The following is a 25,533-nucleotide window of genomic DNA, read 5'->3' on the forward strand; positions in this document are numbered from 1 at the left end:
TACATGATGAGTTGCCAAAAGCGTCTGAAAAGGTTGGTTTTTTAAGTTTATGGCTCCTTGAAAAGGTTAAAGATTCATATCGTGGTGAGGGGCAAAGAAAAAAAATATTAAATGCTTTATTAAAAGTTTCAACGGCTATTAAAGATGATTTTGATGAATTGATGAAACAGGACGTTTTCACCTCAAAGATAAAGCCTAGACGATTAAGTTATGTTGATGAACTGAGTAGTTTGGCACTTATAGGCTTCAATGTTCCTATGTTGTGTAAGTTTTATCCTGACTTCGTAGTTAAACTTTCAATGCATGAGTGGCTGTTGGAAGAATCCGAAGAGAACGATTATGGCTACGGGTCATATCGAGTAGAGGTAGAGGAATCATTTGGGCTAGATACAGAACGAGATTTTTTCCCTGCAAGCGGTGCCAAAGGCCCTTTCAAATATCTTCTTCAATTCAAGCCAAGGCTAGGCTTGGATTTCATTATTAGATTGTGCAATTTGACAGCACAAAAATACTCAGAATCGGATTTTTCTAAAACTCAAGACAATGAAGAAGACACTATTTACGCCTTCGAAACAGTAGCTAAACAAGTCGATATAACCCTGAATGATGGCACAGTAGTTAAACAGTATGCATCTCCCCACCTCTGGAAGGGATATAGAGGACAGTCTACGTTGCCCTACTTATTACAGAGTGCTCTTATGGCATTGGAGAACTGGTTAGTTGAGTACGTTGAAAATTGTGGTAAGAATAATGAAATAGATTGGATTTTTGATTATGTTCTTCGCTCTAGTAATTCAGTAATGCCTACATCTGTTTTATCTTCTGTGGCCACAGGCTTCCCTAATAAAGTAGGTAAAGCAGCCTTTCCTTTGCTTAAAACTGCTGATTTATACCATTTAGATTTGATTCGAATGACACAAGAAATGGGTGGAAATGAGATGCATTTCTTTGGTCTTAATAGGGATGCATTGTCGAAAATATACCTAGAAGAGAGAAGAGAAGCAGCACTTCGACCATGGAGAAAAGAGTCATTAGAAACCTTATTAACAAGGCTTCAGTTCGTAAATGAGTTAAGGGATGATATTTTAAAAATTGTTGATGAACTGAAAAATGAAGCTACTGCAAGTAATGAAAAAAGCCTTAGGTATATGGTGCACAGAGTCGATACAAGGACTTGGAAAGTAGTTGAAGACAAAGAAAATGACAGAGTATTGTTTCAAAGCTCATCAGAGCTTCCGGAAGATTTAAAGCTGGATCAACAAGAATTTAATGAAAAGCACGCAATGGATAACACCGTAACTAGTTTAAACTTATGGGGTAAAAAACTATTCGATGAGCAATTACTAGAAGAAAAATACTTCTCTTCATATCAGGATGCATTAATAGCTACTAAGGGATTGCTCAGCGCCCTCCAAAAAGGTGAAGTACACAACTTTGCTGATATGGCGGTTGGCACAATCACAACTGTTGCAGCGGTTTGTGTTCGTGATGTTCTTTTAGAATTGAGCTATGAAGATAAAAAGTGGTGCTTAGAAATCATCCTAGAATCAATATTCATGCACGCAGACAATATGAATGGGACAGCTGCACATGATAAGACTGATTATTATGGCTCTGGAGCATGCGCATTTGTCTTACCTAAGTTATTTGATTTAGATCTAGATTCAGAACAAATAGAATATTTGAAGTTTGCGTTAGCTACAGCATTAACGCATGAGAACCTGAACGTTAGTGCTTGTGCTGCTAAGGGAGTAAGAGAGTTTCTTTGGTCTAGAGACGCTGAATTAGCATCCCGTTGTATAGGTGGAATAGTTGAGTATGCCAGATTACGAAGGGAAGATAGTGAGGTACGAAGGTTTTATCATTTACAAGGTGCTGAATTGCAAGCCGCACTCGAAAAATGGAATGATCTTTTAACAACTTTTCGTAACGACTTGATTGAGGGAAAGTTTAAGCTTTCGGTTAACGATATATCTTTGGAAAGCCACTGTTCGTGGTTTATTCATTTACCAATGCTAATGGTTCCTTACTGTACTAAGGATGAGATACAAATTCAGTTGGTCAATAGGTTAATGAGTTTTGTATTTGATACGGAGTATCAAAACCATCGTTCGAGTGATGATGAAAAAATAAATCATGAAATTAAAAAGCAGATTCAAGACTGTCTCTCTGAACATGTTGTTTCTTCAAGAAAAAATAACTTCATGCCCTTTAAAGATCTATTGGTGTTAGGGTGTACAAAAGCTCCCGGCTTCATTTATTCTTTAACACTCTCCTATCATGTCGCTGTAGAAAAAGAAGGTGATTATGATGCTATATGGGCACTTTGGTGCCTGTTAGCACCAGAAGCACACAAGATAGCTTTGAATGATGTTAATGATCGTTATATCGGTTTACAGAATGACCTAAATCAGCTCCTGCGTGGAATGATGTATGCGGATTGCCCTTGGCAAGGACATGAGAATGAAGAGAAAGATATGAAGCGAGGTGCTAAATATTTGCTCGATTTTGCTAGGCAATCTGCACATAATAGCCATGTGTTTGAAGCCTTGTCTTCATTGATTTATAACTTCTACAACGTATTCTTCGAAGAAGGCATTCTGATTTTAGCTGAGCATTATAGTGCCAATCGACATATTATCGGGAAGCAAGTCAATACAGCATTTTATATAGAAATGGTTGTTGGAAGATTTTTGCAGATAGAAAATCGCGGAACTCTCAATAGAAAAATGTACGATATATGCCTGCTTCTCTTAACAGGAATTGTAGAAACTGGCTCTGCTAGAGCTTATTACTTACGTGAAGAATTGATTCGTTCTCGAAAGATTTCAGCCTAGAGGGTAACAGTGACAATTTTTAAAAAAATGGTGATGGCTCAGCTGAGTATAAAGAAGCGATTCTTCGATCTTTTATTAGTCAATGACTAGATCAAAAGTTCAGTATGCTCAGACAGATAGGTTCATTGAGCTTTGATGGATTTGCACTGGAAAAGAGGCTAGTCCATCACATCAATGCCCAATGGTATCTCAATAACCACCAAACTGTATCGAGATTAAGGTGATGAGCGAAATTCTGACCTTCGGTTTGATGGTAGGCCAACCGGCATTGCGTAATCTGTGCCTCGCGGGTTCACCTAGAACGCTGTTAGCAATGTCCGCTCCTCGCTCATAGCAGTCATTTACCCGCCCTACTATCGCGAAAGCAATATCCACACACCCTCAACAACCTCAAAGGGGCTCACCATAGCCCCTTTCTCACACCACCCTCTAAGCAGCTAACAAAGCCAGCCCGCACTCAATGCGCCACAATTCGCGGCTCCTTCACAAACTCTGCCAGCAGCCAGATCATATCGTGCAGCAGGCCCGTAAGCTCTTTCGCAACGTTCGCGGGCAATGTCCCCCCTTTAACGGCCTGGGTAAGTGCCAGCGCATAGTCTATCTGGGTAGCCGTATCGTGCCAGCAGTCCGGCACGCAGGAGGTCATTTTCTCTCCCACAATCAATTGTTCAATAAGGTTCGGCGGGAGATCGGTATCGCAGAGTTCACGCAGTCGATGAAGCGCTTGCAGCAGACGCTCGCAGAGCGCAGAGCGAATGACGTTATCATCGCTTTCGACCAGCACGGTCACCAGCGCGGCGCAGTTGTCCGCGACGTCAAAGAGGTCGGCGTCAACCGGAAGGGGCCGGGTAATAAGCTGCTGAATAATGTTTTCGTCAGATTGCGGGAAAATCAGGGTCTGGATAGTCGCCATATTAAGGCATCCTCTACATGTAATTTTATTCACTACCTTGTGAGTTCCTACGCTCGGGGGTAGCACTGACGGAGGTAGGAATACCGCCCACATAGAAAACGGCCAGCCTTACGGCTGCTCCGCCAGCGCCACCGAGATTGTAACGGGATAAACGCTGCCACGACATACTAAATATCGCTATATGGAATACGGGTTCCTACACCCGATTGCGGATGTGCCGCAACGCCGTCACTTTACGACCCCGATAACCGGAATAAAAGCATTAACCCTCATTTTCACCGGGTTACTTTTAGGTTTGCGAGGCTCCTTCCAGAAAGACGGTATCACTCCCCCAATCCAGCGCACTCACCACCTAATTTTGCCCCGACCTCTTTCACAAAACTGATGTATTGTTTTTAAACCATTCATTCCAGTGCAGGACACCTGACCCATGATCACCATCCTCGGCAAAACCACCTCCATCAACGTGCGTAAAGTCCTCTGGACCTGCGAAGAAGCCGGAATTACGTACCAGCAGGAAGATTACGGCAGCGGATTTGCCCCGACGGAAACGGACGCCTTCCGCGCCCTGAACCCCAACGCCATGGTGCCGGTGCTGATCGACGGCGATTTTGTGCTGTGGGAATCGAATTCAATCTGCCGCTACCTGGTGCGCAAAGCCGGACGCGATGACCTGCTGCCGTCGCAGCCGCAGGCCTGCGCTAACGTCGAGCGCTGGATGGACTGGCAGGCAACCGAATTCAACAACGCCTGGCGCTATGTCTTTCCGGCGCTGGGGCGCAATAACCCGGACTATAACGATCCCGCGCGGATTGCCGCCGGGATAAAAGAGTGGAACCACTGTATCGGCATTCTGGAGCAGCAGTTGCAGCGCACCGGCGCCTTTACTGCGGGCGAAACGTTTACGCTTGCAGATGTGGTGCTGGGGCTGTCGGTGAACCGCTGGAAGATGACGCCTTTTGACAAACCCGCGGTGCCTGCCATTGATGCCTGGTTTGAACGTCTTAATCAGCGCCCGGCATTTTTGCGACACGGAAATAACGGCATGGTCTGAATTCCCCACGGCCCTATATTCAGCAAGGATATTTTATTTAATTACAAAACCCTGCATATCGTCAGAGGGAATAATAATTAAGCCATATCCTGGACTGTCCGTTGCAGCGCTTTGCTAGCCTGACGTTTCAGGCAAAGCTCACCCCCGGAGGTATTCTTGCTGATTAAACTCAAAAAAGAACGAACGCATCAGGAGGATCGCCGGTTAGCCCTCTGGCTGGCGACATCCGCTGGCTTGCTCAACGCCATCGCCCTTGGGGCATTTGGCTTTTTCCCCTCTCACATGACCGGCAATACCTCACAATTATCCAGCGAAGTCTCTTCCACCGATCTGAACGATATTATTTTCTTTGGCTCTATTATTCTGGCGTTTGTCACGGGTGCCATTCTTGCGCGCATTATTGTTATCTGGGGCATTATCCATAATATCCGCCTGGTTTTTTGTCAGATCCTGTTTGTCGAGGGGTTATTACTGACCGGTATTTCGGTATACGAAATGTATTTCCATGCCCTCACCAGCAACCGCACAATTATTATCTTTCTCTGTGGTCTGATGGGGATCCATAATTCCACCTCCACCCAGCTCTCCAGCGGCCGGGTGAGATCGACACACATCACCGGCACGCTGACGGACGCGGGGATATCGCTGGCCTCGGTGGTGGTGGCGATGCTGCGCCGGGACTACTCCAAAGACACGGCGGCGCAGAAAAGCCAGCTTAAAACCCACTTAACCACCCTGTTCTCGTTTATTACCGGCGGTATCGCGGGGTTACTCCTGTTCCGGTGGATAGGCTTTAATGCCATGCTGGCGCTGGGTGTAATACTGGCGCTGGTATCCGTTTGTTCCATGATTACCATCGCGGTGCGCGTGCGCAAAGTTCGCGCAGCCCTCGGCCGATAGTCAAAACGCAGAGGGCAGAATTTCGCGACAGTTGTGACACCGTCACTTTCATGACGTCGCTTTAGGACTATTCTGCCCTCTCACAGCCAGCCCTTACCTCATAAGGCTTAATCAAGGTTGTCACTAGTTTCATAGGGTTACTGATTTTCCCCCTTCGCTGGAACCCTTCCCAAACGCTTGCTATAGGTCAACTACCCCTGCCGAAACATGGCATAACAACAGGCAACCGCTGGTTGCGATAACGCATGCGCACAGGGAGACACACCGCAATGCATCCATTACTCAAACGCTCGCTGCTGTTTGTCGGCGCCATTATCGTGGTTCTGGCCCTCCTCACCTGGGGCATTGGGCTGGAGACGATCAAGGCGCGTCAGGTTGACCTGATCTACCTCGGGCAACAGCATTTAATCCTCGTATTTTCCTCGATGTTCTTCGCCCTGCTGGTTGGCATTCCGGCGGGTATCCTGCTCAGCCGCCCGGCGGCGCGTGGGGTAGCCGAATACGTGATGCAAATCTTCAACGTCGGCAACACCCTGCCGCCGCTGGCGGTTCTGGCGCTGGCGATGGTGGTGATTGGCATTGGCGATACGCCAGCCATCATCGCCCTGTTTCTTGCCTCGCTGCTGCCGATTGTGCGCAATACCTACGCCGGGCTGTGCTCGGTGCCGTCGTCATTACTGGAAGCGGCGAACGGGATTGGGATGACCAAATGGCAGCGTCTGTGCCAGGTGGAGTTACCTAACGCCTGGCCGGTGATGCTCTCGGGCATCCGCATTGCCACCGCCATTAATGTGGGTACAGCTCCGCTGGCCTTCCTGATTGGCGCCAGCAGTTACGGCGAGCTGATTTTCCCCGGCATCTACCTGAACGACTTCCCGACGCTGATCCTGGGCGCGGCGGCCACCGCGCTGTTTGCCCTGATCCTCGACACCCTGCTGGCTGCGCTGGGTCGCGTGATGAGTCCCCATCTCGCTCGATAACAATAACAAGGAGCTTTCATGAGACTAATATCCGGCCTGACGGCGCTGTGTGCCGCGGCGCTCTTCACCAGCCAGGCGATAGCCGCCCCGCTGATTCTGGCGACCAAGAGTTTTACCGAGCAGCATATTCTCTCGGCCATGACCGTGCAGTACCTGCAAAAGAAAGGGTTCCAGGTGCAGCCGCAAACCAATATTGCGACCGTTATCTCCCGTAACGCGATGATCAACAAACAGATTGATATGACCTGGGAGTACACCGGTACGTCGTTGATCATCTTTAATCACATCAACAAGCGCATGTCGCCGCAGGAATCTTACGAGACGGTTAAGCGTCTGGACGCGAAGCATGGTCTGGTCTGGCTCAAACCGGCCGATATGAACAACACCTATGCCTTCGCCATGCAGCGTAAACGCGCTGAAGCGGAACATATCAACACCATGTCTGAGATGGTGGCGAAGATTGAGCAGGTTCGTGAAACCAACCCGGACAAGAACTGGCTCCTGGGACTGGATCTTGAGTTTGCCGGGCGCAGCGATGGGATGAAGCCGCTACAGAAGGCCTACAACATGGCGCTGGACCGTCCGCAGATCCGTCAGATGGATCCCGGCCTGGTGTATAACGCGGTGCGCGACGGTTTTGTTGATGCCGGGCTGATCTACACCACCGACGGCCGCGTGAAAGGTTTCGACCTCAAAGTGCTGGAAGATGATAAAGGTTTCTTCCCGAGCTATGCCGTCACCCCGGTGGTACGTAAAGACACGCTGGAGGCGAACCCGGGGCTGGAAGAGGCGCTAAACACCCTCTCCGCCCAGCTCAACAACGACGTTATCACCGAGCTGAACAAGAAGGTGGATATCGATCATCAGTCACCGCAGCAGGTCGCCCGTGATTTCCTGCGTAGCAAAAAGCTGTTGTAGGAGGCGCTATGGAGACGATTCACTACATTCTTGATAACTGGGATTACCTGTTAACCCTGACGCTGCAGCATCTGTGGCTGGTGGCGCTGGCAGTTGGCCTGGCCATCATTATCGGCGTTCCGCTCGGCATTTTAATTGTCCGTCACAAATGGCTGGCGACACCGGTGCTGGGGATTGCGACCATCGTGCTGACCATTCCGTCCATCGCTCTGTTTGGCCTGATGATCCCGCTGTTTTCGCTGATCGGTCAGGGCATTGGCGCCCTGCCCGCCATTACCGCGGTGTTTCTCTACTCGCTGCTGCCGATTGTACGCAACACCCATACCGCGCTGGACAGCCTGCCACCGGGTCTGCGTGAGGCCGGACGCGGCATCGGCATGACTTTCTGGCAGCGGCTGCGCTGGGTTGAAATCCCCATGGCGCTGCCGGTGATTTTCGGTGGCATCCGTACCGCCGTGGTAATGAATATCGGCGTAATGGCGATTGCCGCCGTGATTGGCGCGGGCGGCCTGGGCCTGCTGCTGCTTAACGGTATTGGCGGGAGCGATATCCGCATGCTGATTGCGGGGGCGCTGATGATTTGTCTTTTAGCGATTGTGCTCGACTGGCTGCTGCACCGTCTGCAGGTGGTACTGACTCCGAAGGGGATTCGATAATGATAAAACTGGAAAACCTCAGCAAACACTTTTCACAGAAGCACGGCCAGACCGTTAAGGCCGTGGACAACGTCAACCTGAACGTGCCCGAAGGGGAAATGTGCGTCCTGCTCGGTCCGTCCGGCTGCGGGAAAACCACCACCCTGAAGATGATCAACCGCCTGATTACACCGAGCAGCGGCACGATCCTGATTAACGGCGAAGACACCAGCGGGATGGATACGGTGACGCTGCGCCGCAACATCGGCTATGTGATCCAGCAGATTGGCCTGTTCCCGAACATGACCATCGAAGAGAACATTACCGTGGTGCCGCGCATGCTGGGGTGGGATAAAGCCCGGTGTAAAACCCGTGCCGAAGAGCTGATGGACATGGTGGCGCTGGATCCGCGTAAGTTTCTCAACCGCTATCCGCGCGAGATGTCCGGCGGCCAGCAGCAGCGTATCGGCGTGATCCGCGCGCTGGCGGCTGATCCGCCGGTGCTGCTGATGGATGAGCCCTTCGGCGCTGTGGACCCCATCAACCGTGAAGTGATCCAGAACCAGTTTCTGGAGATGCAGCGCAAGCTGAAGAAAACCGTGATGCTGGTCAGCCACGATATCGATGAAGCCCTGAAGCTGGGCGACCGTATCGCCGTTTTCCGTCAGGGGAAAATTGTCCAGTGCGCCAGCCCGGACGAGCTGCTGGCGAAGCCGGCGAACGAGTTTGTCGGCTCGTTTGTCGGTCAGGACCGCACCCTGAAGCGCCTGCTGCTTGTATCGGCGGGCGACGTCACCGACCAGCAGCCTACTATCACGGTACGTGGCTCTACCCCGCTTCCAGAGGCCTTTGCCACCATGGATGATAACGATATCCGCGCCATCACCGTGGTGGACGAACATGGTAAACCGCTGGGCTTTGTGAAACGCCGGGAAGCGCGCAACGCCAGCGGCACCTGCGGCGACATCCTGCATCCGTTCCGCATGACCGGCAAAGCGGAAGATAACCTGCGCGTGGTGCTCTCCCGCCTGTATGAAAGCAACACCAGCTGGATGCCGATTGTGGATGAAGAGGGTCGCTATAACGGTGAGATTTCGCAGGACTATATTGCGGAGTACCTCAGTTCCGGGCGTACGCGCCGGGCGCTGAATATTCACAGTGAGAGCTGAGAATTATATTTTAATACAGACCAGAAAAGCCCCTTTCGGGGCTTATGTTGGCCTCACCAGCGAATTTCAGAAGTGAGAATAAAAGCGACATCTTTCACCATATCGTCAAGATCGTAATTTGCTGTCATTCGTATAACCCCACGTTACGATTCAATTCGTGAATTTTAACCGTGGCAGCTTCTATCTGGCTTTACGTTGCACTATGTATTTTTAATGCTGGCTTTATTGCATGTGAGCACAAAAAAGCCCCTTCCGGGGCTTCTGATAAGCATTACCAGCGAAGCTCTGACGTTGGCATGAAGGTTACAGACCTCACCCTATCCGCTACGTCATAGTTAATCTGCATGCTCGTAGGATTTACGTACCCTTTTGCCTCATAAAGATCCGTCCATCCAAAAGAACGTTTCATAATCACTTTAGGGGGAGTGCTTCTTAATGGCTCACCTATATTTTTATGTACCCATTTCCGGTTCATCTTTTTAGTTAAAGGCTTAGGCAAAGCGTTTGGAAACACCCAATCGGCGTTGCCATCTTCCTGAATGGTTAAAGTAAGTGCCTTAAGAATCCTCCCTTCTCGCCAAAAAGATAAAAACACGCCTTCTTTGGCCATATCCAAACTTAAAACAGGAGACCCGGACGCACCTTTTGGAGGCGACTTGTACAAGATTAATTCAGAACCAATCAGTTCTTTGTAGCTTTTCCCTAAATTCTCAATCAGCGCATTAACGTTTATAGTCATTTGTATAATCCCTGCTCACTGTTAAGTCTGTGCATTTTCGCCCTCGCCACCTCAATCTGGCTTTCTGTTGCACCATGTGCTTTTAGCGCTGGTTTGATAGCATCCAAATTGCGATCAAGTGCCGCGCGCAGATTTCTTGAATCAAGTTCGATTTGTGCCAGAGTATTACGGCCCCCATACGTTTCACTTATTTTTTGATGCACTTCTTTGGGAATCACTATTGCTGCAACATCATCAGCTAATTTGCAGATATCTCTTGGATCAACATCAGGATAGAGCGCCGTTAAATATGCTTCAACTGCCGCCCTTGACGGCATGTGATCCGCCTCGTAAATTCCCTGCCGCGAACGGCGTTTAAAGTCACTGTATAGCTCGACTTCCAGAAACTCCACCGGCGGTTTGCTCAGGTAGATATAAATCGGCGGCAGGTCAGGGAACGGCAGGATCAGAATGTAATCCGCGAAACGCTTTTCTCCCTGTGCCGGGCTAGTGGTCGCCGTTATGCCAGTGTTAACGGGCAGCGGGTCAACAACGACCGGGTTCGGCAGCACTGGCCGCGCCTGGTTGCCGGTATTCCACGGCTTTTTATCGTCTGTCCGGTCAGGCGTCCACACGATGGTGATGCGCGGTTCTTCTTCCGTAGTGAACGTATACGCCTGCACCCTGCTGTCGTACTCCATTTTTCTGACGCGCACACTGTCCCGGCCAGGCGGCGTGTGCCAGCCATGCGGCACCGGGTTCCCCCTGCTGTCGTTCTCCCACGTATAGCGAACACGGCTTGGGGCTTCACGCATCTGCGCGAGGCGCATACGGTCGATAAAATCCTGTTCGCCGTCGTTCAGCCTGCCGGGCATCATTCCCACCAGGAGCCCGGCCACAGGAGCCCCTGCTCCCGCGGTGGCTATCTCACCCAGCCCGACGGCACCACGCACTGCCCATGTGCCGTAGGTCAGCGCCCTGCCGCTTATGAGTTCCAGCACGCTTGCGCCTGCGGTGGCCGTCTGCACCCGCGCAGCAGCTGCAGCAGCTGCAACGGCCGCCTGATATTCCATCTCCTCATGGTTGCCGTTCCACCAGCGATAAAGGGCGCTGCGATTTTTCGGTCTGGGGATATCCTCTGGCTTTTTCTTTCTGGCGGTCTGTGCGTGCTGCGGGGTGTCTGAATCGGTTGCCGGGTCGCTGGTCGGCATGGCCAGGAAAAATGCCATATCGGCAAAATTAGTGTGGGGTTCGCGCTGGTCACCGGCATCATTGCAGCCATCCCCCCGCAGGCAGGATTTTGCAAATACACGGTTGCGCTCCCTTTCCTCCTCTCTGCGGTTTTCTTCAGCCTGCTTTTCTGCTGCCAGCCTGGCGGCGTGTTCTTCCCTGGCAACATCAACCGGGTCTCGGCCACGTCCCAGCCACTGACCTGCGGGAGCAATTACCCGATTTGAACCTGGTGGGCAATCACAATGTACTTTTGAACCGTGAACGGCGACCGGTACGCCGTGAAATGTCACCCGTTCCTCACCTGATACAATCACGCCTTTCCTGCCACATTTAGGACAGGGAGTGGTTTTATCACCTACCCTGAGAATTCTGCGTCCAAATTCGGTGCTGTCCGTAATAGACGCAATACACCTGGCACCGGTGGTCGTTTTATCATTCTCAAGCGCCTGTCCCCGGCCAAAATTATCGGTACGGTAACCCACGCGTTACGCTCCGGTAATTAGTGAATTGATTACTCATAAAGAATTCCCTTTTCCTTTTCGTTAATAAAAAAAGCAATTTTACTATGAATACGAGTTAATCAGATTTATTCAGCACTTTTGGTTAATATTTAACAGTTAAATAAATCATCAACATAAATAAATAATTTAAATATTTAGAAACCATATAAAAGCTCATTTGCATACTGGTTGAGTTCCCGCCACAATATTGCATCGACCCCGTTTACTCGCGACCCATGCAACGTCTTCATACTTACCCCGATATCCGCGCGATGTTTCGCCGGCTCCTGATTGCCACCGTCACGGGCGTACTGGCCGCGCTGGCCGTTGCCGTGTTTCGCCACAGCATGTATCTGCTGGAGTGGCTGTTTCTCAGTAACGACAGCGGCAGCCTGGTGAACGCCGCGGCGGCGTTGTCCCCCTGGCGTCGCATGCTCACGCCTGCTCTTGGCGGCCTGGCAGCCGGATTGTTGCTGTGGGGGTGGCAGCGGCTGACGGCGCAACGCCCGCATGCGCCAACGGATTATATGGAAGCGCTGGAAACGGGTGACGGGCAGTTCGATTACGGTGCCAGCCTGGTCAAATCCCTCGCGTCTCTGCTGGTGGTTTCCAGCGGAAGCGCCATCGGACGTGAAGGGGCGATGATCCTCCTCGCTGCCCTCGCCGCCTCCTTGTTTGCTCAGCGCTTTACACCAAAGTCCGAATGGAAATTATGGATCGCCTGCGGGGCGGCGGCGGGAATGGCCAGCGCCTACCACGCACCGTTAGCCGGAAGCCTGTTTATTGCCGAAATTCTGTTTGGCACGCTGATGCTGGCCTCGCTTGGCCCGGTGGTGATTGCGGCCGTGGTGGCGCTGCTGACGACGCGTCTGTTAAGTCCGGGTGCCACCACGCTGTATGATGTGCATCTCAGCGAAACGCTCACAGTGGGTGATTATGGGTTGATGGTCGGAATCGGTCTGCTGGCGGGCGTCTGCGGTCCGCTGCTGATGTGGCTGATGACGGTTAGCCATGCGCTGTTTCTGCGTCTCAAACTCTCACCGCCGTGGCAGCTGGCGCTCGGGGGGCTGATCGTCGGGCTGTTGTCGCTTCTGACGCCCAAAGTGTGGGGTAACGGCTATAGCGTGGTGCAGGCCTTTCTGCTCTCACCGCCGCTGCTGTCCGTTATTGCGGGCGTGTTTATCTGTAAACTGCTGGCGGTACTGGCAAGCAGCGGTTCGGGTGCGCCAGGCGGGGTCTTCACGCCAACCCTGTTTGTCGGGCTGGCGACAGGAATGCTGTTTGCGCAGCTTTTTGCGCTGTGGCTACCGGGTTCTGAAACGGCGATTTTGCTGGGACTGGCGGGGATGGCGACGTTGCTCGCTGCCACGACACATGCGCCTATTATGTCGGCGCTGATGGTGTGTGAAATGACCGGGCAGTATTTTCTGCTACCCGGTCTGCTGATTGCCTGCGTTGTTGCGTCCGTGCTCTCGCGAACGTTACGCCACGACTCGATCTACGGCCAGCACACTGCCGAGAGCAGAGAGATCGATGTACTGCGCTAGTTCGCGCTGCTCAGCGCGCGGCAGATAAGGCAGTTCGCCCACCAGCGGGCCGGGCAGTTTTTTGCTCAGCACGTCGATGATTTCTGCATAGTGCGCAAGGCCCGGATTGATGCGGTTTGCCACCCAGCCCACTAACGGCAGGCCGTCATTGGCGATCGCCTGCGCCGTGAGCAGCGCGTGGTTGATACACCCTTCCTGAATGCCCACCACCATCACCACCGGCAGTTGTTCCTGCACCACCCACTCGGAAAGCGGACGCAAATCGTTCATCAGGCTGCGCCAGCCGCCCGTGCCTTCAACCACAACGTGATCAACCTTCTCGCTCAGGTTCGCCAGCCCATCCGACAGCAGGGTGTAATTGATCAGCCCGCTGTGCGCCACGCTGCTCTCCTCTTCGCTCAGGGCAATAGGATTGACTGCGTCATAAGGCAGCTCCAGGGATGAGACGCTTTGTAAAACCAGGGCATCTTTATTGCGCAGCCCCTCAGGCGTCTCTTTACTGCCTTTTGCAACCGGTTTGTACCCGGCAACACGTTTACCGCTTGCTGCCAGCGCCTGTAGCAACGCGCGCGATACAACAGTCTTGCCGACAGAGGTATCTGTACCAGTAACAAAGAAACGCTTAAGCATGACTCATTCCACCTCTTGGGTATGCTTCGAAAATATAAACCAGGTAAATAATTCAGTGGGGGAAGTCTACGGGAAGCGTGCGCTACCCGGCTTGAGATAGCGCAATTTTTCTTACATCTGTGGAAAAGAGTTAGCCCTGCAGCAGGCGGATCAGTAAGGAACCGTTATACATCGCATCTTTGACCAGCGCGGCGCCGGCCATGGTGCCCTGGTTCGAAAACTGCGTGCTTTCCACCACAATGTTTTTGCTGTAGGCGGGAAGCGCCTGCTGATTAATGCAGGCCGAGATCGCCGGAAAGAGGATGTCCGCCGCCTGGCTGAGCGGCGAGCCAATCAGAATTTTTTGTGGGTTAAACAGATTCACCATAATGGCGAGAATGCGCCCGACGTTATTCCCTACGCCGGTAATGATGTCCTTAGCCAGCAGATCGCCCTGCCGCGCCGCAGCGCACAGGGAATCCACCGTCAGGGGTTGCCCGTGCAGCGAGGAGCTCATGGACTGGCTGAGCCTCACCTGCGCCAGCTCCAGCACGCTTTCCACACTGGCAATGGTCTCCAGACAGCCATGGTTGCCACAGTAGCAGCGTTTCCCGTAGGGATCGACCTGCGTGTGGCCAATCTCCACCAGACTACTGCTGCCCGCATGCAGCAGGCGTCCGTCGGTGATGACGCCCGCCCCGACGTTATGGTCGATCACCACCTGAATGACATCCCGCGCCCCGCGTGACGCGCCAAACAGCGCCTCCGCCATGGTCCAGGCGCTGATGTCATGCTGAATGTAGACCGGCACGCCGGTATGGTTTTCCAGGACCTCACCCAGCGGCATCTCTTTGACGTCTTCATAAAACGGCATGCGGTGCACGATGCCGTTCTCGGTATCAATAATGCCCGGCATGGTGATGGCAATGGCCGTTAAGCGTTCAAGCTTCTGCTGGTGACGAATAAAGAAGTGATCGATATGCGTGACAATCGCGTCGAGAAGCGGTTGTTCGGCGTTAAGCGGCAGCTCCAGGCGGTCTTCCACCACCAGCTTGCTGCTGAGATCGCGCAGCGCAAGAAAGATCTCACCCCGGCTGATGCGCAGCGACAGGTAATGCCACGCTTCCGTCTCCACCACCAGACCGACCGCCGGACGGCCCCGGCTACCCGGCTCCTGAATCTCCGTCTCCTGAACCAGGTGGGCTTCCAGCATTTCGCGAACAATCTTGGTAATACTGGCGGGAGCCAGTTGGGCCAGGCGCGACAAATCGATACGCGAAACCGGACCAAGCTGATCAATCAGGCGATACACGGCGCCAGCGTTGGTCTGCTTAATTTGATCGATATGCCCTGGCTGACTATCAGCAACCACCTCGTACTCCCTTATTTTCGAGCTTCGAAATAAACTTTGGGCTATGGTGAAGCACTTGCATGGCCGTCGTCAAATATTTACTTAGCCATGTGATTTACTGCACATTTTTGCCCGTTTTTCCCTATAAATAGCGCCCGGCAGAGGCGGTGATCAGCTGCTTTTTAAAACGCTGTGCCGCGTGGCTCTGCTCATGATGCCGGGACCACACCAGCCACATCTCCGATACCGCATCGTCTTCGGCGAGCGGCACCCAGCGCATTTCACGCAATTGTACCCGTTTAAAGGAGGCCGGGAGAATAGAGACCCCCAGCCCGGCGGCGACCAGACCAATGATCGTCATCGCCTCTCCCACTTCCTGGGTAATCAGCGGGGCGAGATCGTAGCGGCGCATCAGGCCCAGAATATCGTCATACAGACCGGTCCCCACCTGCGGGTCGAAAAAGACAAACGGCTCTTTCGCCAGCTCTGCCAGCGTGACGGCAGGCTGTAAGGCTAAAGGATGATCGCGGGGGATCATTGCCATCAGCGGCTCGCGCAGGATCACCTGCCACGCCAGCGAGTCCGGCAGTTGGGTGTTGCGCATTAGCCCTAAATCCAGCGCCCCTTCATTCAGCGGAGCAATTTGTTCCCGGGTATTAATTTCGCGCGTCTGAATATGCACGTCCGGGAAGTCACGGCGAAACGACGACAGGGTTTGCGAGACGGCGCTGATAAACGGGGCAGACGAGGTAAACCCGATGCGCAATTCACCGGTCTCCCCCAGATAGAGCCGCTCTGCGCGGGCGGCAGCGTCGTCAACCATGCTCAGAATTTGCCGGCTGTCAGCCAGAAACTGCCTGCCTGCCGCCGTCAGGCTCACGCTACGGTTGGTGCGGGCGAGAAGACGCGCGCCAATCTGCTGCTCCAGGATCTGAATTTGCTGGCTGAGCGGCGGCTGCGAAATGTTCAGGCGCGCGGCGGCGCGGCCAAAATGGAGTTCTTCTGCCACCGCGACAAAGTAGCGTAAATGACGCAGTTCGATATTCATATTTTATAAGTATCATTTGAGATTATTAATATATTAGACAGAATATTTACATTTTCCTACCCTGAAGAGGTGGTCATACCCGTCACCAGAAACCACGGGGATGTTTAAGCAAGGAACATGTGTGAGTCGTACATCTACCGTTGATATCGAACCGGCACGCGATATCGATGATTTACCCGCAGTCTCTCAGCCGGCGCAGTTTATTAAACGTGGTACCTCCCAATTTATGCGCGTCACGCTGGCGCTGTTCTCAGCCGGTCTGGCAACCTTTGCCCTGCTCTACTGCGTTCAGCCTATCCTTCCCGTACTGTCACATGAGTTTGGCGTCTCACCGGCCAGCAGCAGTATTTCACTCTCTATTTCAACCGGGATGCTGGCTGTCGGCCTGCTCTTTACCGGCCCCCTCTCCGATGCCATTGGCCGTAAACAGGTGATGGTGACCGCGCTGATGCTGGCGTCGGTTTGTACGCTGCTCTCCACCATGATGACCAGCTGGCACGGGATCCTGATGATGCGCGCGCTCATCGGGTTATCCCTGAGCGGCGTGGCGGCGGTCGGGATGACCTTTCTCAGCGAAGAGATCCACCCGAGCTTTGTCGCGTTCTCCATGGGGCTGTACATCAGCGGGAACTCCATCGGCGGCATGAGCGGACGCCTGCTGAGCGGCGTGTTTACAGACTTCTTTAACTGGCGCATCGCGCTGGCGGTGATTGGCTGCTTTGCGCTGGCCTCTGCGCTGATGTTCTGGAAAATTCTGCCGGAATCACGTCATTTCCGCCCCACCTCTCTGCGTCCCAAAACGCTGTTTATCAACTTCCGCCTGCACTGGCGGGATAAAGGGCTGCCGCGACTGTTCCTGACCGGCTTCCTGCTGATGGGGTCATTCGTCACGCTGTTTAACTATATTGGCTATCGGCTGATGCTCTCGCCGTGGCATCTGAGCCAGGCGGTAGTCGGCCTGCTCTCCGTGGCGTATCTGACCGGGACCTGGAGTTCGCCAAAAGCCGGGGCGATGACCGCCCGCTATGGCCGTGGGCCGGTGATGCTGGTCTCAACCGCCGTGATGTTGCTCGGCCTGTTGCTGACGCTCTTCTCGTCCCTGTGGCTGATTTTCACCGGTATGCTGCTCTTCTCTGCCGGTTTCTTCGCCGCACATTCCGTTGCCAGCAGCTGGATTGGCCCGCGCGCCCGTCGTGCCAAAGGCCAGGCATCCTCTTTGTATCTGTTTAGCTACTATCTTGGCTCCAGCTTCGCCGGGACACTGGGCGGCGTGTTCTGGCACAACTACGGCTGGAATGGCGTGGGCGGGTTTATCGCGCTGATGCTGTGTGGGGCGCTGCTGGTGGGCGCCAGTCTTCATAAACGTCTGAGATAACAAGCCTGCGGGCTGATGTCCGGTAAGACGAGCGATCCAGATAAACGGCACCAGCGTACTGGTGCCGTTTTTACATTCAGGAATCCCAGGCCTGCTCTATCTTAGCGGCTTCAAACTGCGGAGGCGGTTTGCGGAAACGGCGCGTCAGCCATGTCAGGTAAAGGACCCCCAGTGCCGCCCAGATGAGGCCAAGCGTCAGGGATGTCGCCTCGAGGTTTATCCACAGCACGCCAACCGTGACGGCACCAATGAGTGGCAACAGGAGATAGTGGAACCGATCTTTCCACGTTTTGTTCAGCCCCTTACGCCGCCAGAAATGGTTGTACACCGAGAGATTAACAAACGTAAACGCCACCAGCGCCCCAAAGTTGATCAGCGCCGTCGCGGTCACGAGGTCAAAGTACAGGGCCGACAGCGCCACTATCCCTACCATAATGACGTTCAGGGCCGGAGTACGCCATTTCGGATGCACGTAGCCAAACACCCGCTCCGGAAAGACGTTGTCACGCCCCATTACATACAATAAGCGTGAGACGCTGGCATGTGAGGCCAAGCCTGAAGCGAGCGTATTCACAAACGTGGTACACAGAAACACCGACTGGAAGAGCTTGCCGCCCACGTACAGCGCAATTTCCGGCAGCGCGGCGTCCGGGTTCTTGAAGCGCGCGATCGTCGGGAAGAAGAGCTGCATGAAAAACGAGGCAACAATGAATATCAGCCCGCCATACAGTGCGGTCAGGAAAATGGCTTTGGGAATCACCCTCGCCGCGTTTGGCGTCTCTTCCGACAGCGTGGTGACCGCGTCAAAGCCGAGGAAAGAGAAGCAGACGATAGTCGCGCCGGTAATAATCGGGATCAGATGTGCGTTCTCGCTGATAAACGGCTGCAGCGACCAGACGGTGCCAACGCCCTCCCCCTTGTGCAAACCATGTACCACGAGTATGACAAACACCACCATGATGGCGATCTGCACCAGCACAAAAAGGGTGTTAAAGTTGGCGACCAAATTAACACTCTTCAGGTTCGCCAGCGTCAGGATGGTCACAAACCCCACTACCCAGACCCACGGCGGGACTTCCGGGAACAACGCGGAAAGGTAGATCTTCGCCAGCAGCACGTTGATCATCGGCAGGAAGAGATAGTCCAGCAGCGATGACCAGCCGACCATAAACCCCAGATGGGGTCCGATCGATTTCTGCGTGTAGGTGTACGCAGAGCCCGCCTCCGGGAACTGTCGTACCAGTTTGCCGTAGCTGATGGCGGTAAACATGACACCCGCCAGCGCCAGGAGATACGAGGCGGGCACGTGGCCATTGCTGATACCGGACACAATGCCGAAGGTATCAAACACGGTCATGGGGGTGAGGTAAGCCAGCCCCATCATCACCACCTGCCAGAGCTTGAGGGAACTGCGAAGCCGGGTTCTTCCGGCCATGCCCGGCGAATCAAGAGATGTGTTAGTCGCCATAGACCATCCCCCCCATGCTTACCGTGGTTTGCAATCGCGTTGACCTTAACGCAAACCTGCTTAGCAAAGGGGGAAGTTGTAAAGAACATACGCGATCGTACCAGCGCAGCGTCTCTCGCTCGCACTCACAGCAGGCGCCTGACTGGCCCCCTTCGCCCTGCGGATAGTTGAACATCTGCATCATTTCCTACCTCGTCACACAGTGTCGTTAAGAAAGTCCCTGTGCCGCCTGCGCTCCATAACGCGACTCCCGGGAGATAGCTGGCATGCCAGCGAACAGTTCGGCCAGGCTCCGCGCAGGCCGTTTGGTGATACGTATGCGATGAAACAAAGCGGCCCCTAACCGGGGCACGTCATCAGGCGTTTTTCAGCATCCACTCTATTTCAGTTTCGGTAATCAGGCGTTCGAACTGCAGCAATTCATCATGTTTGCAGGCGTGATAGACGTGGCAGAAACGTTCGCCCAGTCGCTCGCGAAGGTGATCGTTTTGCATAAACTCCCACAGCGCATCGCTCTGTCGAATCGGGAACGGCAGTCCGTCCTGCTCCAGACCATTGCCTTCCACTTCTTCCTGCAGGGGTAAATCGTTATCCAGCCCATGTAAAATGCCGGCAAAAATCGCCGCCATCACCAGATACGGATTCGCGTCTGCTCCCGCCACCCGGTATTCGACCCGATGGTTATGGCGATCGCCGCAGGGGATACGCAGGGCAACCGTGCGATTATTGTGTCCCCATGACGCCTGGGTCGGCACGTACATTCCCGGCTGGAAACGGCGGTAGGAGTTGACGTTCGGCGCCAGCAGCGCCATGGACGCTGGCATCAGATCGATCATCCCGGCCAGCGCACGTTTCAGCAGCGCGGAATCCTCGCCGCTGGCGTCTGCGAACACGTTTTCGCCTCTGTTGTTTTGCATGCTGATGTGGATATGCATCCCGCTGCCCGCATGTTCTTCATACGGCTTTGCCATAAACGTGGCGTGCATCTTGTGTTTTTCCGCCATCTGCCTGACGAGACGTTTTAGCGCCAGCGCATCATCGCAGGCATCCAGCACGTTTTCCGTATGGTGCAGGTTGATCTCAAACTGGCCCGGGGAGGCTTCAGCCACTGCCCCGTCGGCGGGGATCAACTGCAACTGCGCCAGTTCGTCAATGTCATTCAGCACGTCAGCAAAGTGGTTGAGATTATCAACCGAGTAGACCTGACTCTGCGTGTTACGCACGTCGGTGCCCGGCGCGCAGGGTGGCTGCAGATAGCCGTCGGCATCGCGTTTACGGTCAAGCAAATAGAACTCCAGCTCTACCGCTACCACGGGGAACAGACCGCGCTGGCGCAGCTGCTGCCAGAGTCGGTTGAGTACGTTCCGCGGCTCAACGTCAAAGGGAGCGCCATCTTCATCGACCATGGTGAGCTGCACCTGACCAATGTATTCCGGGTCGGCGGCGGAGGGAGTCAGGGTGCCCGGCACCGGCACGCAGATACAGTCGGGCTCGCCGAGTTCCTGGCCCAGCCCTGCCTCTTCCACAACGTTACCCAAAATATCCATGGCGAAAACCGATGCCGGGAAATAGCAGCCTTTTTCAAGTTTGCTCAGTCCGGCAACCGGGATGCGTTTGCCGCGAAAACAGCCGTTCAGATCGGTCAGGAGGACATCAATAAACTGGGTGTCAGGATACTTTTCTAAATAGCGCTTCACTTCCTGCGTAAAGGCGCTGCCCCGCCTCTCATCCGTGTGCTGCACAAAGTTCTCAACTTCTACGATATTGGTTTCCATGATTTACCACCGTTTTTGGGATTTGTGTTCGCTGCTCTGGACTGTCAAATATAATGTCCACCCTATCGAATCTGTATGCAAACAAAATGTTTGTCAAATGTTAAATTAAGTTTGCAAAAGGCAGATCCCGTTGCTAGATTGAGAAAATATTGAACGAAAAGGCCGTTTCATAGGCGAGAATGGCCTAAATTTAGTCCACTTTGTGAGGGCGATCATGGAAAATATAATGAACAAGCCAGTTATTGGCGTGGTGATGTGCAGAAACAGGCTTAAGGGTCATGAGACCCAGACCCTGCAAGAAAAGTACCTGAATGCCATTATTAACGCGGGGGGCTTACCTGTTGCCTTACCGCATGCGCTGGCAGAGCCAGAGCTTATTACCGCTCTGCTGCCAACCCTGGACGGAATTTACCTGCCGGGCAGCCCAAGTAACGTGCAGCCGCACCTTTATGGTGAAAACGGCGATGAGCCTGACGCCGATCCCGGGCGAGATCTTCTGAGTATGGCGCTGATTGCTGCCGCGCTCGAAAGGCGCATCCCCATTTTCGCCATCTGCCGGGGGCTGCAGGAAATGGTTGTTGCCACGGGAGGGACGCTGTATCGCCGCCTGTTCGAGCAGAACGACCTGCTTGAGCACCGGGAAGATCCTGAACTGCCGGTTGAGCTACAATACGCCCCGTCTCATGAAGTTCAGGTTCAGGAGGGAGGACTGCTGTCTCAATTAATACCAGGCTGTAACACATTTTGGGTAAACTCGTTACACGGGCAAGGTGCACGAACGTTAGGACCACGGCTCCGCGTGGAGGCCCGCTCGACGGACGGGCTGGTCGAAGCGGTCAGCGTTCATGACCACCCTTTTGCCCTCGGTGTGCAATGGCACCCCGAATGGAACAGCAGCGAGTACGCCCTGTCACGCATGTTGTTTGAAGGTTTTATCACCGCCTGTCAAAGCCACATTGCCGAGAAGCAACGGCTTTGACCACTACCGTAAAGGAAATGCAACTATGAGCGATGACGGACTGGCGCCAGGGAAACGTCTGTCTGAGATCCGCCAGCAATTGGGTCTCTCGCAGCGGCGTGCCGCCGAACTGTCTGGGTTAACACACAGTGCCATCAGCACCATTGAGCAGGACAAAGTCAGTCCTGCCATCAGTACGCTGCAAAAGCTGCTGAAAGTTTATGGGCTGTCGCTCTCGGAATTCTTTTCGGAACCGGAAAAACCTGATGAACCGCAGGTGGTTATTAATCAGGAAGACCTTATCGAAATAGGCAGTCAGGGGGTTTCGATGAAGCTGGTTCATAACGGAAATCCGAACCGTACGCTGGCGATGATTTTTGAAACTTACCAGCCAGGAACCACGACCGGAGAGAGGATCAAACACCAGGGTGAGGAGATCGGTACGATACTGGAAGGTGAAATAGTGCTGACCATTAATGGCCAGCCTTATCACCTGGTTGCGGGGCAAAGCTATGCCATTAATACCGGCATACCGCACAGCTTCAGCAACACCTCGGCAGGCATCTGCCGCATTATCAGTGCCCACACCCCCACCACGTTCTAATTACCACTCAGTCCCGGCGTAAGTGCGCTTACGCCGGGACAAATAAAAACGATCAATGTCGACATTCAACGGGTTAATTCCCGGGATGCCTCACGGCTTCGTATTGCCTGAAACGGCCATGACCTTATTTATCTGATTGCGAAAGAAAGGAGTGAATATGCATTTTCAGCACCTGACTTACTGGCAGGATAAAGCAAAAAACAGCGCCATTGAGACCCGGTTATTTATTAACGGTGCCTATTGTGACGCCGCCGATAATGCCACGTTTGAAACCGTCAATCCCGCGACCCAACAGACGCTGGCGAACGTGGCCCGGGGCAAGCAGGCGGACGTGGACCGCGCGGTTCAGGCGGCGCGAGAGGTATTTGAGCGCGGTGACTGGTCGCAGGCCTCTCCGGCGCAGCGCAAGGCCGTGCTCAATAAGCTCGCCGATTTAATGGAACGCCACGGCGAAGAGCTGGCCTTACTGGAAACACTGGACACCGGTAAACCCATCCGCCACAGCCTGCGCGACGATATTCCCGGCGCGGCGCGCGCTATTCGCTGGTACGCCGAAGCGGCGGATAAAGTCTACGGCGAAGTGGCGCCTACGGGGCCGGGCGAACTGGCGATGATCGTGCGCGAGCCGATCGGGGTGGTCGCGGCCATCGTTCCCTGGAACTTCCCGCTGCTGCTGGCCTGCTGGAAGCTGGGCCCGGCACTGGTCGCGGGCAACAGCGTGGTATTAAAACCGTCGGAGAAATCGCCGCTCACCGCCCTGCGGCTGGCCGGGCTGGCGAAAGAGGCGGGCCTGCCGGACGGCGTGCTGAATGTGATAAGCGGTTACGGACACGAAGCGGGCAAGGCGCTGGCACTGCATCCTGAAGTCGAAGTGCTGACGTTTACCGGCTCTACCCGTACCGGCAAGCAGCTGTTGAAGGACGCGGGAGAAAGCAACATGAAGCGCGTCTGGCTGGAGGCAGGCGGCAAGAGCGCCAACATTATCTTTGCCGACTGTCCGGACCTGGACAAAGCCGTGAGCGCGACCGCCGCCGGGATTTTTTATAACCAGGGGCAAGTCTGTATCGCCGGAACCCGCCTGCTGCTCGAAGACAGCATCGCCGATGACGTCCTGGCAAAGCTGAAAGCGCAGGCCCGTCACTGGCAGCCGGGCGATCCGCTCGACCCTGACAGCACGATGGGCATGCTCATCGACGCTGCGCATGCCGATACCGTCCACACGTTTATTCGCGAGGGAACCCGGAAAGGGACGCTGCTGCTGGACGGGCGGGAACAAGCATGGCCCTCCGCAGTCGGTCCCACCATTTTTGTCAACATCGACCCTGCTTCCCCGCTGTGCCGGGAAGAGATTTTCGGGCCGGTGCTGGTCGTGACCCGTTTCAAAACCGAAGAAGAAGCCTTAACGCTGGCCAACGACAGTGAATATGGGCTTGGCGCGGCGGTATGGACCCGCGACCTCTCCCGCGCGCACCGCATGAGCCGCCGCCTGAAAGCAGGCTCGGTCTTCGTCAATAACTATAACGACGGCGATATGACCGTACCCTTTGGCGGCTATAAACAGAGCGGCAACGGCCGCGATAAGTCCCTGCACGCGCTGGAAAAATTTACCGAACTGAAAACCATCTGGATTGCCCTGGAGTCTCAATCATGACCGAACATACCACCAGCTACTACGCGGCCAGCGCGAACGCTTACGAACCTTTCCCGACGCTTAACGAGTCGATCAGCTGTGACGTGTGCGTGGTGGGCGGCGGCTATACCGGCCTCTCCTCCGCGCTGCATCTCGCCGAAATGGGCTACGACGTGGTGCTCCTTGAAGGGGCACGCATCGGCTTTGGTGCCAGTGGACGCAACGGCGGCCAGCTGGTTAACTCCTACAGCCGCGATATCGACGTGATTGAGAAAAACTACGGACCCGATGCCGCCAGAGTTCTCGGGAGCATGATGTTTGAAGGCGGGGAAATCATCCGGGAGCGTATCCAGCGCTATCAGATCCAGTGCGACTATCGTCCCGGCGGGCTGTTTGTGGCGCTAAACCATAAGCAACTCGAGACGCTGGAGGAGCAAAAAGCCAACTGGGAACGCTACGGCAACACGCAGCTGGAGTTGCTGGACGCCAGCGCCATCCGCCGGGAAGTCGACAGCGAACGCTATACCGGCGCGCTGCTGGACCGCAGCGGGGGGCACATTCATCCGCTGAACCTGGCAATCGGCGAAGCGGACGCCATTCGCCTGAACGGCGGGCGGGTGTATGAACAGTCCCCGGTGACCGCCATTCAGCACACCAGCCCGGCCGTAGTGAGCACGCAGCATGGCCAGGTGACGGCCCGCTACGTGATCGTCGCCGGGAATGCCTATCTGGGCGATAAGATAGAACCGGAACTGGCAAAACGCAGCATGCCCTGCGGCACTCAGGTTGTGACCACCGCCCCGCTGCCGGAAGCGGTCGTCCGCACGCTGATCCCCAATAACTACTGCGTGGAAGATTGTAACTACCTGCTGGATTACTACCGTCTTACCGCCGACAACCGCCTGCTGTACGGCGGTGGCGTCGTCTATGGCGCGCGCGATCCGGACGATGTCGAGCGCCTGGTGATGCCAAAGCTGCTGAAAACCTTCCCTCAGCTGGCAGGCGTCAAAATCGACTACCGCTGGACGGGCAACTTCCTGCTGACCCTGTCCCGCATGCCGCAGTTTGGTCGTCTGGATAAAAACATCTATTACATGCAGGGCTACAGCGGCCACGGCGTGACCTGCACCCACCTGGCCGGACGGCTGATCTCGGAACTGTTGCGCGGTGACGCTGAGCGCTTTGATGCGTTTGCCAACCTCCCGCACTATCCCTTCCCGGGCGGTCGCAGCCTGCGGATTCCATTCACGGCGATGGGCGCGGCGTATTACAGCCTGCGCGATCGTCTTGGCGTATGAGCGTTTCGACAAA

21 protein-coding genes are annotated in these 25,533 nt (G+C 54.2%); 13 read left to right on the plus strand and 8 right to left on the minus strand.

From position 1 onward, the window contains the following. Nucleotides 1-11: 11 nt before the first annotated feature. Nucleotides 12-2,837 (plus strand): hypothetical protein, encoded by a 2,826-nt coding sequence (locus EKN38_RS25985; protein WP_260480550.1) that lies wholly within the window; start codon nt 12-14, stop codon nt 2,835-2,837. A 457-nt stretch (nt 2,838-3,294) separates the two neighbouring features. On the opposite strand, the gene EKN38_RS10555 is transcribed toward EKN38_RS25985, so the two are convergent. Further along, nucleotides 3,295-3,750, minus strand: coding sequence for a hypothetical protein (locus EKN38_RS10555; RefSeq protein WP_014831713.1), 456 nt, complete (start codon nt 3,748-3,750; stop codon nt 3,295-3,297). Nucleotides 3,751-4,180: 430 nt separating this feature from the next. Between EKN38_RS10555 and EKN38_RS10560 the strand changes: the two genes are divergently transcribed. The 6 genes from EKN38_RS10560 (at nt 4,181) to osmV (ending at nt 9,406) form a co-directional block, all read left to right on the plus strand. Beyond that, nucleotides 4,181-4,804: a glutathione S-transferase family protein gene (locus tag EKN38_RS10560; RefSeq protein WP_014831712.1), complete on the plus strand. Its 624-nt coding sequence runs from the start codon at nt 4,181-4,183 to the stop codon at nt 4,802-4,804. 156 nt (nt 4,805-4,960) lie between these two features. Then, nucleotides 4,961-5,704, plus strand: a complete 744-nt coding sequence (locus tag EKN38_RS10565; protein ID WP_014831711.1) for a YoaK family protein — start codon at nt 4,961-4,963, stop codon at nt 5,702-5,704. 269 nt (nt 5,705-5,973) lie between these two features. After that, complete coding sequence (gene osmY, locus EKN38_RS10570; protein ID WP_014831710.1) at nt 5,974-6,684, plus strand: osmoprotectant ABC transporter permease OsmY; 711 nt, start codon at nt 5,974-5,976, stop codon at nt 6,682-6,684. A gap of 18 nt (nt 6,685-6,702) precedes the next feature. Further along, nucleotides 6,703-7,602, plus strand: a complete 900-nt coding sequence (gene osmX / locus EKN38_RS10575) for an osmoprotectant ABC transporter substrate-binding protein OsmX (protein ID WP_014831709.1) — start codon at nt 6,703-6,705, stop codon at nt 7,600-7,602. A gap of 8 nt (nt 7,603-7,610) precedes the next feature. Next, nucleotides 7,611-8,258, plus strand: coding sequence for an osmoprotectant ABC transporter permease OsmW (gene osmW / locus EKN38_RS10580; protein ID WP_006808875.1), 648 nt, complete (start codon nt 7,611-7,613; stop codon nt 8,256-8,258). Further along, complete coding sequence (gene osmV, locus EKN38_RS10585; protein ID WP_014831708.1) at nt 8,258-9,406, plus strand: osmoprotectant ABC transporter ATP-binding protein OsmV; 1,149 nt, start codon at nt 8,258-8,260, stop codon at nt 9,404-9,406. The genes osmW and osmV overlap by 1 nt, the downstream gene beginning before the upstream one ends. Nucleotides 9,407-9,677: 271 nt before the next feature. Here osmV and EKN38_RS10590 read toward each other — a convergent pair whose 3' ends face one another. Continuing rightward, a complete protein-coding gene (locus EKN38_RS10590; RefSeq protein WP_014831707.1) occupies nt 9,678-10,145 on the minus strand; it encodes a DUF6392 family protein in 468 nt (155 codons plus the stop codon). After that, nucleotides 10,142-11,839, minus strand: coding sequence for an S-type pyocin domain-containing protein (locus EKN38_RS10595; protein WP_126522058.1), 1,698 nt, complete (start codon nt 11,837-11,839; stop codon nt 10,142-10,144). The genes EKN38_RS10590 and EKN38_RS10595 overlap by 4 nt, the downstream gene beginning before the upstream one ends. 254 nt (nt 11,840-12,093) lie before the next feature. Here EKN38_RS10595 and clcB point away from each other — a divergent pair, with 254 nt between their 5' ends. Beyond that, on the plus strand, nt 12,094-13,404 hold the full coding sequence (gene clcB / locus EKN38_RS10600) for a voltage-gated ClC-type chloride channel ClcB (RefSeq protein ID WP_043951619.1): 1,311 nt from the start codon (nt 12,094-12,096) through the stop codon (nt 13,402-13,404). Here clcB and bioD read toward each other — a convergent pair. From bioD to EKN38_RS10615, 3 genes are all read right to left on the minus strand, one after another. Further along, nucleotides 13,339-14,034, minus strand: a complete 696-nt coding sequence (gene bioD / locus EKN38_RS10605; RefSeq protein WP_013096826.1) for a dethiobiotin synthase — start codon at nt 14,032-14,034, stop codon at nt 13,339-13,341. The two genes, clcB and bioD, sit on opposite strands and share 66 nt — an antisense overlap. A gap of 130 nt (nt 14,035-14,164) precedes the next feature. Next, nucleotides 14,165-15,385 carry a sugar metabolism global transcriptional regulator Mlc gene (gene mlc, locus EKN38_RS10610; RefSeq protein WP_014831704.1) on the minus strand — a complete coding sequence of 407 codons (1,221 nt, stop codon included), beginning with the start codon at nt 15,383-15,385 and terminating at the stop codon, nt 14,165-14,167. A 121-nt stretch (nt 15,386-15,506) separates the two neighbouring features. Further along, the gene (locus tag EKN38_RS10615) at nt 15,507-16,412 is read right to left on the minus strand and encodes a LysR family transcriptional regulator (RefSeq protein WP_014831703.1); all 906 of its coding nucleotides are present in this window, start codon (nt 16,410-16,412) and stop codon (nt 15,507-15,509) included. Nucleotides 16,413-16,533: 121 nt separating this feature from the next. Here EKN38_RS10615 and EKN38_RS10620 point away from each other — a divergent pair, with 121 nt between their 5' ends. Further along, complete coding sequence (locus tag EKN38_RS10620; protein ID WP_014831702.1) at nt 16,534-17,787, plus strand: MFS transporter; 1,254 nt, start codon at nt 16,534-16,536, stop codon at nt 17,785-17,787. Between the two features lie 76 nt (nt 17,788-17,863). Here EKN38_RS10620 and EKN38_RS10625 read toward each other — a convergent pair whose 3' ends face one another. Together EKN38_RS10625 and EKN38_RS10635 are read right to left on the minus strand one after the other, a co-directional pair. Beyond that, entirely contained in the window at nt 17,864-19,255 is a 1,392-nt protein-coding gene (locus EKN38_RS10625) for an APC family permease (protein ID WP_013096830.1), read from the minus strand. Between the two features lie 356 nt (nt 19,256-19,611). Beyond that, the gene (locus EKN38_RS10635; protein ID WP_014831701.1) at nt 19,612-21,030 is read right to left on the minus strand and encodes a glutamine synthetase family protein; all 1,419 of its coding nucleotides are present in this window, start codon (nt 21,028-21,030) and stop codon (nt 19,612-19,614) included. Between the two features lie 214 nt (nt 21,031-21,244). Between EKN38_RS10635 and puuD the strand changes: the two genes are divergently transcribed. The 4 genes from puuD (at nt 21,245) to EKN38_RS10655 (ending at nt 25,520) form a co-directional block, all read left to right on the plus strand. Beyond that, on the plus strand, nt 21,245-22,009 hold the full coding sequence (gene puuD, locus EKN38_RS10640; protein WP_014831700.1) for a gamma-glutamyl-gamma-aminobutyrate hydrolase: 765 nt from the start codon (nt 21,245-21,247) through the stop codon (nt 22,007-22,009). A gap of 25 nt (nt 22,010-22,034) precedes the next feature. Beyond that, nucleotides 22,035-22,592, plus strand: a complete 558-nt coding sequence (gene puuR, locus EKN38_RS10645; protein WP_013096835.1) for an HTH-type transcriptional regulator PuuR — start codon at nt 22,035-22,037, stop codon at nt 22,590-22,592. Nucleotides 22,593-22,749: 157 nt separating this feature from the next. After that, a complete protein-coding gene (gene puuC / locus EKN38_RS10650) occupies nt 22,750-24,243 on the plus strand; it encodes an aldehyde dehydrogenase PuuC (RefSeq protein WP_126522060.1) in 1,494 nt (497 codons plus the stop codon). Further along, nucleotides 24,240-25,520 (plus strand): NAD(P)/FAD-dependent oxidoreductase, encoded by a 1,281-nt coding sequence (locus EKN38_RS10655; protein ID WP_013096837.1) that lies wholly within the window; start codon nt 24,240-24,242, stop codon nt 25,518-25,520. Before puuC ends, EKN38_RS10655 begins: the two co-directional genes overlap by 4 nt. Nucleotides 25,521-25,533 lie beyond the last annotated feature (13 nt).

This window comes from Enterobacter sp. WCHEn045836, from assembly GCF_003965585.1.
In the GTDB taxonomy this organism is placed as follows: Bacteria; Pseudomonadota; Gammaproteobacteria; order Enterobacterales; family Enterobacteriaceae; genus Enterobacter; species Enterobacter dissolvens.